The sequence below is a fragment of the Pseudaeromonas sharmana genome (genome assembly GCF_042649925.1).
Classification (GTDB): domain Bacteria; phylum Pseudomonadota; class Gammaproteobacteria; order Enterobacterales; family Aeromonadaceae; genus Pseudaeromonas; species Pseudaeromonas sharmana.
The window spans coordinates 285748-299179 of record NZ_JBHSAF010000015.1 but is presented as its reverse complement, the minus strand read 5'-3'; the positions used below and the strand labels follow the sequence as shown (position 1 = coordinate 299179).

General features: G+C 58.5%; 10 protein-coding genes and 4 tRNA genes. 10 read left to right on the top strand and 4 right to left on the bottom strand.

Annotation, left to right across the window (positions count from 1 at the left end):
• Positions 1-46: 46 nt before the first annotated feature.
• From ACFOSS_RS16060 to ACFOSS_RS16040, 5 genes are all read left to right on the top strand, one after another.
• Complete coding sequence (locus ACFOSS_RS16060) at positions 47-2080, top strand: methyl-accepting chemotaxis protein (protein WP_377154496.1); 2034 nt, start codon at positions 47-49, stop codon at positions 2078-2080.
• A gap of 116 nt (positions 2081-2196) precedes the next feature.
• The gene (locus ACFOSS_RS16055) at positions 2197-2955 is read left to right on the top strand and encodes an NUDIX hydrolase (RefSeq protein WP_377154494.1); all 759 of its coding nucleotides are present in this window, start codon (positions 2197-2199) and stop codon (positions 2953-2955) included.
• The gene (locus tag ACFOSS_RS16050; protein WP_377154492.1) at positions 2952-3488 is read left to right on the top strand and encodes a GNAT family N-acetyltransferase; all 537 of its coding nucleotides are present in this window, start codon (positions 2952-2954) and stop codon (positions 3486-3488) included. The genes ACFOSS_RS16055 and ACFOSS_RS16050 overlap by 4 nt, the downstream gene beginning before the upstream one ends.
• Positions 3489-3562: 74 nt before the next feature.
• Positions 3563-5053, top strand: a complete 1491-nt coding sequence (gene mqo, locus ACFOSS_RS16045; RefSeq protein WP_377154490.1) for a malate dehydrogenase (quinone) — start codon at positions 3563-3565, stop codon at positions 5051-5053.
• 180 nt (positions 5054-5233) lie between these two features.
• A complete protein-coding gene (locus ACFOSS_RS16040) occupies positions 5234-5566 on the top strand; it encodes a helix-hairpin-helix domain-containing protein (RefSeq protein ID WP_377154488.1) in 333 nt (110 codons plus the stop codon).
• 349 nt (positions 5567-5915) lie between these two features.
• Here ACFOSS_RS16040 and ACFOSS_RS16035 read toward each other — a convergent pair whose 3' ends face one another.
• The 4 genes from ACFOSS_RS16035 to ACFOSS_RS16020 all read right to left on the bottom strand — a co-directional run bounded on the left by ACFOSS_RS16035 (position 5916) and on the right by ACFOSS_RS16020 (position 11055).
• On the bottom strand, positions 5916-6950 hold the full coding sequence (locus ACFOSS_RS16035) for a DUF2157 domain-containing protein (RefSeq protein WP_377154486.1): 1035 nt from the start codon (positions 6948-6950) through the stop codon (positions 5916-5918).
• A 101-nt stretch (positions 6951-7051) separates the two neighbouring features.
• Complete coding sequence (locus ACFOSS_RS16030; protein WP_377154484.1) at positions 7052-8929, bottom strand: peptidase U32 family protein; 1878 nt, start codon at positions 8927-8929, stop codon at positions 7052-7054.
• A 96-nt stretch (positions 8930-9025) separates the two neighbouring features.
• Positions 9026-10309, bottom strand: a complete 1284-nt coding sequence (locus ACFOSS_RS16025) for an L-cysteine desulfidase family protein (protein WP_377154482.1) — start codon at positions 10307-10309, stop codon at positions 9026-9028.
• Positions 10310-10521: 212 nt separating this feature from the next.
• Positions 10522-11055, bottom strand: coding sequence for a VC2046/SO_2500 family protein (locus ACFOSS_RS16020; RefSeq protein ID WP_377154480.1), 534 nt, complete (start codon positions 11053-11055; stop codon positions 10522-10524).
• 128 nt (positions 11056-11183) lie between these two features.
• Here ACFOSS_RS16020 and ACFOSS_RS16015 point away from each other — a divergent pair.
• From ACFOSS_RS16015 to ACFOSS_RS15995, 5 genes are all read left to right on the top strand, one after another.
• A tRNA-Tyr gene (locus tag ACFOSS_RS16015) sits at positions 11184-11268 on the top strand.
• Between the two features lie 29 nt (positions 11269-11297).
• A tRNA-Tyr gene (locus tag ACFOSS_RS16010) sits at positions 11298-11382 on the top strand.
• 34 nt (positions 11383-11416) lie between these two features.
• Positions 11417-11501: transfer RNA gene (locus tag ACFOSS_RS16005), tRNA-Tyr, on the top strand.
• Between the two features lie 36 nt (positions 11502-11537).
• Positions 11538-11622, top strand: a tRNA-Tyr gene (locus ACFOSS_RS16000).
• A 125-nt stretch (positions 11623-11747) separates the two neighbouring features.
• Entirely contained in the window at positions 11748-13421 is a 1674-nt protein-coding gene (locus ACFOSS_RS15995) for a response regulator (protein WP_377154478.1), read from the top strand.
• Positions 13422-13432: the final 11 nt, after the last annotated feature.

The following is a 13432-nucleotide window of genomic DNA, read 5'->3' as shown; positions in this document are numbered from 1 at the left end:
CAAGACTATCCTCAGACTTGGCCTAACGGCCTATTGGAGACACGCTATGGGCATGTTCGCGCCATTCAAATCACTCATTCCCCGCCGGCACGCTACCGCTACCACGCTGCATACGACAGAGCGCGAACTGGACCAGGCGCTGGCCTCGCTCGGTTGGGCCCCACGTCTGATCATGGGCTTTGTCTCCCCTCATCTGGATATCAACACCATTGCCACACGGTTGAAACAGCGCTGTCCCGGTGTGAACCTGACCTTGAGCAGCAGTGCGGGCGCGCTGTGCAATCAGGGCCAAGGGAGCCTGTACTGCGATGCCGATGGCCAGTGGGCGGACATAGTACTGCTGTGCTTTGGCAGCGATCTGCTCGCCAGTGTCGAGACGCTGCGCGTCCCGCTTGGCAGTGAGGATTTGCGCGCAGGAGTACAGAAGATCAGCATGACACAGCGCATCGAGCGGCTGGTCAACACACTGCGCAACCTGAAGCTGCAAATGCGCATTGACCACCATGACACCCTCGCCTATGTGCAGTTCGATGGCCTGTCACGCTCAGAGTCCTTTTTCATGGAAGCCTTGTACCAGTCCGGGCGCTTTCCGTGCCTGTTTGTCGGCGGCTCGGCCGGCGGCAAGCTCGACTTCCAGCACACCTTTTTGCACGATGGCCAGCAACGCCTGGAAAACCATGCGCTGATCACCTTCATCAAGCTGGCGCCCGGGATGCGCTTTGGCGTGTTCAAAAGCCAGAACTTCGCCCCGACCGACGTCAGTTTCAACGTGTTAACCGCCTCGCTGGAGGATCGCACCATTCGCCAGGTGGTCGACCGCCAGGGAACCATCTTGTCGATGGTGCAGCTCTTATGCCGCCAGTTCGGCTGTCAGCCGGGACAACTGGAAGCCAGATTGGCCGACTATTCGTTTGCCATCCGCGTTGGCAGCGAGTTGTTCGTGCGTTCAGTGCAGGCCATCGACGTCGACCAGGAGCTGGTGCACCTCTTTTGTGACGTCGCCCCCGGCGAGGAGTTGGTGATGGTCAAGCGCACCTCGCTGCTCGAGACGACACGTCAGGACCTCGCGCGCTTCATGCAAGGCAAGGTCGGTACACCGATCGCCGGGCTACTCAACGACTGCATACTGCGCCGCCTGTATAACGGCTCCGAACTGGCGGGGATGGGACAGGTGTTTGCCGATATCCCCGTCATGGGCTCCTCCACCTTTGGCGAAATTCTCGGCCTCAACCTCAATCAGACCCTGACGGCGATCTTCTGGTTTGACACCCACGGCGCCACCGAGGAGTTCCATGATGAATTTGTCGACCAGTTCGTTAGCCATTACGGTGAATTCAAAGCCTTCTTCCTGCAGCGGCATATCAAGAAATTGCTCGGTCTCAATCAGGTGGTGATCAAGCAACTCAACCAGTTCAAGCAGCACCACTTCGCCGCCTTGTTTGACAGTCATCAGCTCGATACCGGCTTGAGACCGCTGTTTGATGGCCTGGCCCAACTCGGCGGTTTCCTGCAGGATGCCCAGCAGGAGCGTGAGCGCATGGCCACCGAGTTGCAAAGTTGTGCCGGCGATCTGCACCAATCCGTCGATGAACTTACCGGCCATGTCCAGACGCAGGCCGCAGCAGTCGAGGAAGCGGGTGTCACGATCAACAGCATGGCGCACCAGGCGCAAACTGTGGCCGGCAGCGCTCGTCAACTGGCGCAATCGAGCGAGCGCATCCAAAGCGTGGTGCAGGTGATCCAGCAGATCGCCGATCAGACCAATCTGCTGGCGCTCAATGCTGCCATCGAAGCTGCGAGAGCTGGCGAGATGGGACGGGGTTTCGCCGTCGTCGCCGACGAAGTCCGTACCCTGGCGCAAAAATCTCGCCAGAGCGCAACCGAGATAAGCCAAGATATCCTGGCGCTGGGCACCGATATCCGCGAAGTAGCCCAGGAGATCGAAGGCCAGTCCGGTGCCGTCAGCGAGCTCACCTCGATGCTGCAATCACTGGAGCAGGTCAGTAGCCTGACTGCCGATAATGCAGCGCGTACCAAAGGGGTTGCCGACACCTTGCTGGCGATGACCCAATCCCATTAACACGCCGCGCGACGGTATCGTCGACGACACCGCCGCAACCGGCATCACGCTTCCGCTGGCATGACCTGCCTGGCTCAGGCACACTGCGGGTTGGTTAACGCAGCCGGGAGTGCAGCGTGCAGTGTGAATGGGACAGATTCAATGGCGTCACTATCCTGGCCGACTCGATACCGGATGACGCCAGCCGTTTTGGTGAAGAGTTGGCCACACTACAGCGCGAGTGCCTTGCTCGTCAGGGGCGAATCATCTGGTTGCACCTGCCCATCGAACGCGCCCACCTGATAGCCATCGCCACCGGCCTGGGTTTCGTGTTTCATAATTGCCATCCCGACCAGCTGACGCTGGTGTTCACCCTGCGACCGGGCACCTTTGTCCCCTTCGCCCCGACCCATACCCTCGGTGCCGGCGCTCTGGTCCTCAACCGGTGCGGTGAACTGCTGACGATTCGCGAGCACGGCATGCCCGGTTACAAATTGCCTGGCGGCCATGTCGAGCTGGGTGAGCCCATCGCTACGGCGATCGAGCGCGAGGTGTATGAAGAAACAGGCATTCACGCCACCTTGAGCTCGATCGCCGGTTTTACCACCCGTTATCCGGCAGCGTTCGGGCGCACCGATCTCTATCTGATCTGTCGCCTGACCGCACACAGTGACCAGATCGCAATTCAGGATCATGACGAAATTGCCGACGCCCGCTGGATGACACTCAGCGAGTACCTGCAAGATGAGCGCAATGCACCGTTCAATCGCCAACTGGTCGCCGAACTACATCATAGACAGGGGTTGCACCCTACAGAGCCAGTGAATAACCAGGGCCCCTATCGCAAGCAGGAAACCTTCTTTGCAACTGATTGGACAGGAGAGACGACACCATGACAGCCAGCCGAAACCGCGACGGAATAATGGCTTCTGGCCCTGATGTGATCATCCGCGCCGCCGAGCTGGCTGATGCGGCCGGCATCAGCCAGCTTTACGCCGCACCCCATGCCTATGCCGATACCCTGCAACTTCCGTTTCCCACGCAAGCGCAATGGCAACAGCGCCTGGCACAGGCTAACGAACAGCAGCGCAGCCTGGTGGCTGAGCGGGATGGCCGCATTGTCGGCCAACTGACACTGACCACCATGGAGCGTCACAGACGCAAACATGTCGCCACTCTCGGGCTGGCGGTCAGTGCAGAGTGCCGTCGTCAGGGTGTCGCCAGCAGGTTGCTGAGTGCCGCCCTCGAGCTGTGTGATCTGTGGCTGGCTATCCGGCGTGTCGAGCTAACGGTATATAGCGACAATGATGCCGCCATCACGCTGTATCGCAAATTTGGTTTTATCATTGAAGGCGAACACAAGGCCTATGCCTTTCGTAACGGCGATTATGTTGATGCCTGCACCATGGCCCGATTGAGGAATGCGTAACGCCTGACTGTGAGGCACGGCATATAATGTATATAATTTAGGCCTTTGACAGGCTTGGCTAATCGGAAGTAGGGATGGCAACGATTCAGGCAGATGTTACTTTGGTGGGCGGTGGCATCATGAGTGCCACATTGGCAATCTTGTTGCAGCGCCTTGACCCCAGTCTACACATTATCATGCTCGAGCAATTACCGGATGTGGCGCTCGAGAGCTCGGCAGCACTGCACAATGCCGGGACAGGGCATGCCGGTTATTGCGAGCTGAATTATACTCCGGCCAACCGGCAGGGTCAGATCGATATCCGGCGAGCCCTGGAGATCAACGCAGCCTTCGAGTTGTCGCAACAGTTCTGGTCTCACCTAGTCGACAGTGAGAAGGGAAAACTGGACCCTGCGACCTTTATCAATCGGGTTCCACACCTCAGTGCGGTATGGAATAGCCAGGACACTGCCTTCCTTGAGGCCCGCTATCAGGCGCTGCAGCAACATCATCTGTTTTCCGGTATGCAGTGGAGCCGTGACCGGAATACCCTGGAACAATGGATGCCACTGCTGATGGCAGGCCGGGCTGATACCGCCGACGTGGCGGCAACCCGGGTCGAGCACGGTGCCGATGTCAACTTTGGTGCCCTGACGCGCCACATGATCCGCCTGTTGCAACGTCAGGATAACTTCCAGTTGTTGACCCATACTCGGGTGCAGGATTTGCGCCGCACCCGCGACCACCGTTGCCACTGGCATTTAACAGCCCGACGTCTTGCTGGCCAAGGTGAGACCCTGCAAATTGAAAGTCCGTTTGTCTTTCTCGGTGCGGGGGGCAGCGCGTTACATCTGCTGCAAAAATCTGCCATCCCGGAAGCAGCGGGTTATGGTGGTTTCCCGGTCAGTGGCCAGTGGCTGATCTGCCAGAATCCGCAACTGGTCTCACGCCATCACGCCAAGGTTTACAGCCTGGCACCTGTCGGCGCGCCACCGATGTCTGTACCTCATTTGGATACGCGGATCGTTGACGGTAAACCCTGCTTGTTGTTTGGTCCGTATGCCGGGTTTACGACCCGCTTTCTCAAACATGGTTCACGCCTGGATCTGGTGAAATCGGTGCGCTCGCACAACCTGAAGAGTCTGCTCGGTGCCGGGCGCCACAATCTGGAACTGACGACTTATCTGGTGAAGGAGGCTTTGCAGTCACCGCGTCAACGCCTGCAGTCCTTGTCCAGCTTTCTGCCGCAAGTGCATGCCGAAGATTGGCAACTGGCCCATGCCGGTAAACGGGTTCAGATCATCAAACGCTGTCATCACAAGTGGGGCAAGCTCGAATTCGGCACCGAGATCGTGGCCGCCGCCGATGGCTCGCTCGCTGCGTTGCTTGGCGCCTCGCCGGGAGCCTCGGTCAGCGTCAAGACGATGCTTGACGTGATACAGCGCTGTTTTGCACCTCAGTTAGCCTCCGGTTGGCATGATCGCCTGAAGGCCATGATCCCTTCATATGGTGAATCTTTGATTGATGATGCTTCCCTCGCCGAGCGTATTCGTCGCGACACCCTGGCCAGTCTCAAGCTCGCATGAGCTTTTCCCTCCCGGCGCATGACGCTGGGAGGCACTACATCTAGACGTATACGCAAATAAATCCGATAAAAAATACTGCAATCAGTCGAAAAAAACGCCATCATATCGGTGTCGTTTCGGCCCCATGCCGCATTTGAAACCAACAATAAAATACGAGCACAGATAAAACCGGAGGCAGACATGCATCCAGAGAAAGTTATCCGGGATAATGTAAAACTGTTGACCGACTTGCCAAACATTGGTCCGGCACTGGCTCGCGACCTGCGGACTGTCGGCATTGACGAACCGCAACAACTGCGCGGCTGTTCGGCCTTGGCACTCTATGTGCGTCTGTGCGAACAAACAGGATTCGAACAAGACCCCTGCATCCTGGATGTCATGATGTCGGTCGTCGACTTTATTGAAGGCGCCGATCCCAAACCCTGGTGGTATTTCAGTGCATTACGCAGAGCGCTGCTCACACGCCAGCCAGCTGGCGCCATGGCGTGCCCTTATTTGCTGCCAGGCCAGTGACCACGCGCCACCGTAGGCAGCTCCATAGGCCATATCCAGCGTTGCTGCTGCCAACCGAGACGGCAAACAATCAAACGACGCAAACGTGACATAACAGACGGCAAGGCCGCTGCGATGTCCATAAATGGTAATGGGCCAGACAAGCTGACGTTGGCAAACACGCCAGTTAGCCGATTAAAGAGCGATAGACTCCGATTGCCCTACGCTCACATCAGCGGAACCGTTCGCAGCCGACCAATGACAGCCCTGCATCTTGCCGATCGTTGTCAGACCCTCTGTTTCACATCACGGCATGGCCGGCCTGGCCGCCCATAGGCAGAACTCGCAGTGACACCCGATCAGCCGCTTGCTAGGCACTCTGCCGTGCCTCAAGCAACTCGCGTAATGGCAGGGGTAAATAACGTCGTAAACGACGGGTCAAGCTCACCTCATGTCGCTGCCACCACAGGCCACAGCCGATGATCGCCAATCCGAGCAGGGTTAGGGCAAACGGGAACAACAGACTGTCTGCAAACACATCCCAGGCCAAATGCCCCAGATAGCCGGCAATGCCAAACGCCGCGCAGATGACGAAGATTCGGCGGCTTAATATGGCACCGATCAGCAGCAGCCCCAGATTGATGCACAGGTAGATAAATTTGTTCCACTCACTGTCGCTGCTCATCGCCGACAGCCCGCCCCAGAACGCCACAACCCCGAACAGGTAGAGCCAGAAGGCATAATCCAGGGTACGTCGCGCCCGCAGGTCAACCCAGAAGGCCAACAGCGTCATCAGCAAGCCCACCCCCACCGACACCCACTTGCGCAGCACCCAGTCGTAATCCTCGCCAAACAGCATCGGTGTCAAATCCATGCTCATGTACCAGAGGGTCACGGCCACCGGCATGACCAGAAACGGGAGGCGATAACGCCACAGCAACACGGCACCGACCGCCAGGGTGGCCAGCTCCATCATCAGCCAGCGCCAGTCAATACGGTAGTGGTAGTCACGGTAGGCGTCATCACCACTCCACCAGCCGAGCTGGGTCTGGATGCCATACACCAGCAGCGGTGTCAGGCTGAGGACAAAGGTGGCACAGATCCCTGCCGGGATCGCCAACTGGCGTGTCAACAGGTGTTCAGTGACTGCGAGCCCACCTGCGGCATAGATCAGGCAGATGACGATGAGACCTCCGCCACCGAAACGCTCCCAACCGAGCGTCATGAACAGCGTCATGGCACCGATGGCTAGCAGGCCGCCGAAATAGTACAGCAGGTGACTGGCTCGAAATCCCGGACGCTGGGCGTCCTGTGCTTGCAGGTGTTGCCATAACGGCTCAAGTTGTTGCGGTTGCAACAGACCACGGTTGACGGCCTGCTGCAACATGCCACGATCCAGATGCATGCTGACGTCTCCAAGAGGAAGTACCCTCAGCCTAGCGGTTCGCGGCCGTGCCCCCCATCTTGCGCAGCGCAGTCAGCGAGGTCGATCACACTGTCAGCCCGTCAAGGACGTTTGCGCGGCTTGAGGCGCCCCAGCACCTGCATCTCGCAGCGCTGGCAATCAAAACGCAGACGGAAGCGATCATTGCCGATGGTCAGCGTCAATGGCTCAGGACGAAAGCCGGCTTCACGCTCTTTCGGACACTGACCAAAGCTGTAGCGCAAGCAGTGTTTGCTGATCATCAGCGGCACTTCACGCTCTTCGCTGTCGCACTCGTAGGCCGGCGCGATCTGACCGGCACCACGTTCGCGATAAAACGCTTCGGCCGCAGCATTGTAGACATTCGCCAGATAGCTCAGGCGTTGCCCCTCCAGCAGAGGCACAGGAAGCGCCACCTCAGCGGCAGGCGGACGACAATACGCTGCCTGCCGCGCCAGCTCCAGTGCGGCAATGCCGTCACGGCGCAGCGCATTGAGCTGTGCTGCTGGCACGAACGGCAACGGCTGCAGCGCCAGCGTCACCGTCTGGCTGTAAAAATCGGTATTACCCAACTTGGCCAACTGCTCGCACAGCGTCTGGGCGGCGCGTTCCATATCGCGCGCCGGCTCCAGCGCCATGGCGATACTGACTTGCGCCGCGACCCCACTCTCGTCGCACAGCTGCAGACTCAACCCCTCGGCGCTGGCAACCAGCGTCAATGCCACCCCGATCCGCCGCTGGGCCGACGGTTTGGCCAGCAGGCTGGCTAACGCCTGATCATGATTGCGGTACAGCGCCACGCCCACCTTGAGATCCGTCACCGGCTCGGCCGGAAACAGGCAGTGCCCCTGCGCGCGGTTAACCCGCATGCCGACCAGCTCGCGCCCGCGGAAATAGGTCAGGCCGTCACCGTTATGAAACGTCACGTCCGCCGGCGCGCTGACCTCGATGCAGACCGGCGCGCCCTTGCCGGCAGATGACACCCGTGCCACTGTGCCGACCGGTTCGCCGGCAAATTTCGGGGAAGCAAACGCGGTGATGTCCGGCTGGCGGCCGTGCAGAAAATAGTCAGTATGGCCACGATGAAAACTCTTGGCCGGATCCGGTGTAAAGGTAAACGTCGAACGCCCAACCGAGGCGCGGGCCAGTGCCGGACGCTGTTCCAGCAGCAGATCGAGCTGCTGCCGGTAGTAGGCAGTGACATTCTTGACGTAATCGAGCCCCTTGAGGCGCCCTTCAATCTTCAAAGAACGCACGCCGGCATCCACCAGCGCCGCCAGATTGGCACTTTGGTTCATGTCTTTGAGCGACAGCAGGTGCTGATCCTGGGCCAAGACCTGATCGTCGGCACCGGTCAAGGTGCAGGGCAAGCGGCAAATCTGCGCACACTCGCCACGATTGGCGCTGCGCCCGGTCATTGCATGGCTGATATAACATTGACCACTGTAACTGACGCACAGGGCACCATGTATAAACGCCTCCAGGGTGACCGAGGTCGCGGCGGCGATCTCGGCGATACGCGTCAGCGGCAGTTCACGCGCCAGCACGACTTGCGAAAAGCCGGCCTGTGCAAGAAACCGTACCTTGTCGACGGTACGGTTATCGGTCTGGGTACTGGCATGGAGCGCCAGCGGTGGCAGATCCAGCTGCAGCAGCCCCATATCCTGCACGATCAGCGCATCGGCGCCGGCCTGGTATAGCTGGTGGGTCAACCGACGTGCCGCCTCCAGTTCGTCATCACGCAAGATGGTATTGAACGCGACATAGACATGGGCGCCAAAGCGGTGCGCGAAGCGGCACAGTGTCTCGATGTCGGCGACACTGTTTCCCGCCGCCGCCCGGGCACCGAAACCGGGGCCGCCAATGTAGACGGCGTCGGCACCGTGGCGGATCGCCTCGATACCAAACTCCAGATTCTTGGCCGGAGCCAACAGCTCCAGCGGTTGATGGGCGCGATGCATGCCTTCTCCAATCCCCTCGTCAAAACGGCGGCGAGTATAGCAGCGGCGCCAGCCCGCCCCCTTGATCCGGCACCGTATTCACCGGCGGTGACCGGTTCATTGCGCCTGTTTGGCGCGCATGATGGCGATGATCTGCTGATCGGTCTGCTGCATCCCTTCACGACTGAGGTGTCCCAGATTGGCGATTGTCTGCTCGGCATCGTCACAGACAATCCCTTCGCGCGCGGAGACGCCAAAACCGTTCACTGCCATCAACGCTGCCTTCACCGCCGCCGAGGCCGAGGTTGAGACCTTCATCGAGCAGGCGCTGCCGGCGCCATCGCAGATGATGCCGGCCACGTCACCGATCATGTTGTTGATGCACAGGCTGATTTGCTGCGGATTCCCCCCCAGCAACCAGGTAATGGCGGCTCCCGCCCCCATCGCCGCAGTACTGGCGGCACACAGTGCGGAGAGTTTGTTCTGATAGGTCTTGATATGAATGGCCAGCAGGTGACTCATCACCAGCGCCCGACACAGGCGCTCATCATCGGCGCCGAGAAAGCGCGCCGCGGCAACGACCGGCATGGTGGCCGCGATGCCCTGGTTGCCAGAGCCGGAATTGGACATCGCCGGTAACATGGCACCATCCATACGGGCATCGGACGCCGCCGAAGCCAGGCGCATCGCCAGCGTCATCAGATCGTCGGAAAGTAGACGCCGCTCGATCTGTTCGGTCAGCATGCGCCCTATGCTCAGACCGTAACCACGCAGCCCCTCATCGGCCAACGCCTGATTCAATTCGGCCGCCTCACGGATAAAGGCAATACGGTCATAGGGCACCTGGCAGGCAAAATCGATGATGGCACCGAGTGACAACCGTGGTGCATGTTGCACCGCCACTCCTGGCTCGCGACTCTGTTGCTGCACCACTTCGCCGTTGTGCTCCAGCAACACCACACGCGTGTGGTCGGTACAGATCACGCAACGCACCTGCTGCTTATCGTGCGTGGCCAGCACCTCGACATACAACACCTCGGGCACGTCCTTGACATCAATTTGCGTCTGCGCCAACAAGTTGCGCGCCCGGTCAACATCGGCTGAAGAAATCGCCTTCAGTACCTCGAGCCCAGCGCTGGCAACCCCTGCCACCGCGCCCACGGCAGCGGCGATCGGCAAGCCGGTCATGCCGGTACCAGGCACACCGACGCCCATGCCATTCTTGAACAAATTACCGCTGACCCATACCTGCAGACGCTCAGGCACAGCCCCCAGTCGCTCACGACAATGGGCGGCGGCCAACGCGACGGCGATCGGTTCGGTACATCCCAGCGCCGGTTTGACTTCACGGCGTAAAATCTCGATCAGGGTGTCCCACTCGATCGGCCAGGTGTTCTGCATGCAAGCTTCCTTCATTGTTATGTCTATGTGTTGGTGTTGCGTAGGCGGAATTTTATCGCATGCCCATGTGATCAGCATGGGATTTATCTAGATGATAGGTGAAATAACCAGCAGCTCGTTTCGCTCGCATCAGAAACAGCGCTATTTGAGACTACGACAGGAATACGAATGGGAAGTCGAGGGAAGCCACGGTTAACTGTCAGAAACAGCGTTCAGGCGGCAGCAAAGTAGCGAACCACCAGATCCGGCTGCGCCACGGCGGCCGAGATGGTATCCAGCATTGCTGCGGGAGGCAGTTGCGCCAGCGGATCGCGCGCAACCGTCGCCCCTTCTCGCGCCAGTTGATACTTCTGCTGAATCAGCGGCGACATGTTTTCCCACACCAAGGGATCGAGGGCATACTGTTGGCGCAACAGGGGTTCCGGCTCCAGACAATCGAGCAGGCGTGCAGTGGTCAGATCCCCGTGTTGTACGGATGCCGTGATAGCCACGGCGCGCTCGGCACTCAAGGCATCTGCTTGCAAGGGCCGGGCGCGTGGCAGCTCAAAGCGGCGCCGCCAGTCCGTAGCCTCCGTTGCGCTGGGCAAGGCGTCCGCCACCCAAGGCTGATCCTCCACATCCGGCGACAGCATCGACAGCAGCAGACCAAAATCGCCGCGCCGGCCATCATGCACCGCCTGGTTCAGGGACTGGCCCAGTTGCAGCTCATCGATAAGCAGTTGATCGCGCAGTGTGTGTGAAATCATCGCTATTTAAGTGTGAAAAATAGGCATCTGATTGTTTATCGGCAGGTTTTGCCTTGGCTTTAGCAAAAAGTTTGCAAGCCAGGGGTTCACAAGCGGGGAGAATCTGCTACTATGCGCCCCGCACTTGTGGAGGGATTCCCGAGCGGCCAAAGGGATCAGACTGTAAATCTGACGGCTCTGCCTTCGAAGGTTCGAATCCTTCTCCCTCCACCATTTCAAGTGCACACAACAGGTAATCCCGTGGAGGGATTCCCGAGCGGCCAAAGGGATCAGACTGTAAATCTGACGGCTCTGCCTTCGAAGGTTCGAATCCTTCTCCCTCCACCATCCTGCCTGTTGTTGTAAGCCACAGTTTCTCTGTGGAGGGATTCCCGAGCGGCCAAAGGGATCAGACTGTAAATCTGACGGCTCTGCCTTCGAAGGTTCGAATCCTTCTCCCTCCACCATTCTTCTCTTGTCTATACTGTCCACAGTTTCTCTGTGGAGGGATTCCCGAGCGGCCAAAGGGATCAGACTGTAAATCTGACGGCTCTGCCTTCGAAGGTTCGAATCCTTCTCCCTCCACCATCTTTCTGTTTTTCACCTTAAAATCTAAAGCGTTACGTACTCCGTGTCGCTGTTCCCCATTATGTTCGCTTTTCCGTTATAGTATCGCCATGCCCCGCAGCCCCCGAACCAGAATCGAAGCGCTGATGAACGATCAGACTGAACAAGACAGCAGGACCCAGAGCACAGCCCAGCAATTTCGCGAGCAGCGCGTCTTGCTGGTCGATGATCAGCGCTCGTTTCAGGTGTTGATGAAGGCCATGCTGTTAAACCTTGGATTCAATCGCATCACTATTCTCAGCAATGCCGAAGAGACGCGTCGCCGTTGCAGCAAAGAGCAATACGATATCTATCTCATCGACTACAACCTGGGAAATGGTGAAAATGGGCGCCAGTTGCTGGAGTTCTTGCGCGAACAGCACCGGCTACCAGCCGACTCGGTGGTCTTCATTATCAGCGGTGACAATAGCCGCGCCATGGTGCTCAGCGCGATTGAAAGTGAACCCGATGGCTACATGATGAAGCCGTTCTCGCAGGAGCAACTGCGGTTACGCCTGCAACGAGCATTGCAACGCAAACAAGAGCTCAAACCGATCTTCGAAGCACTGGACAAACAAGATTACCGGCGCGTGATTCGCGTCTGCGAACCGATTTTGGCCACCAATTCCCGATATGCTACCTTTTGCCGCTGCTTGATGGCCGAGATGTATATCCATCTCGACGAGATCAATGCGGCGCGCGGGGTACTCAGGGCCGGCCTGGCGGCTGGCGAGTCCAGCTGGTTGCGCTTGGGGCTTGGCAAGGCCTGCTATCTACTCGGGCAGTATGAAGATGCCATCGCCCACCTGAATACCGCCCTTCGACTGCGCCCCTTAATGGTGGAGGCTTATCGCTGGCTCGCCGCGGCCCAACTCGACAATGGTGCCGGCCAAGAGGCGATCGACACCCTGACCCGGGCTACCGAGATTTCCCCCCACTCCTCGATGTTGCATCGTCAACTGGCTGAGGTTGCGTTGTCCAAAGGCGACTATCTCAAGGCGCGTGATTCGCTCAGCGCCATGCTGGATCTGCATCGCTACGATCACGGTCGCAATGCCCAACTGCTGGGCAGCTATGTACACAGCCTGATCCTGTATGCCTTATCCACCGGTGACCCCTATCACCTGAGTAACCTGCAAAAGCAGATCAACAATGCCATATACCGCTGCCGTAGCTCGCTGAGCGACAACGACTTCGATCTGGATGCCTTCGAGCAGATCTGCCGAGCTCGAGTCCAGGTGGTACGCGGAGATACAGTGCGCGGCAAGAAGCAACTCTACAAGGCGATGCAACCGTACCAACAGGATCTCACCAGCATGGCGGCGCCGTTGATCAGCAACCTGGTACTGGGTTTTACGCAGCTGGGTGAGTATGAATATGCCGATCAGCTGCAACAGATCCTCGACGATCAGGGTGCCATGGATACCTTGTTGCAATCTTGTATTCGCACCATCCGCGACGACAAGGGCCAGCAAGAAAAATTACAAAAATACAGTGAACTCAACGAGCTGGGGATCAGCGCTTATACTGCAGGACGTTACGAAGAAGCGGTGGGCTTTTTCCGGGATGCACTGCGTCGGGCTCCGGCCAACACCAACGCAGCACTCAACAAGGCGCAGGCATTACTGCTGCTCACCAAGCAACGCGGCCTACCGAAAGGTAATGAAGAGTTGGTCGATGAATGCAAAGCCACACTGACGCTGCTGGATGGGGTTTCACTCAATGCGGCACAAACCGAACGTTTACGCAAATTGCAAGAAGACCTGCAAGCCTTCCTCTAACATGCTGTAAC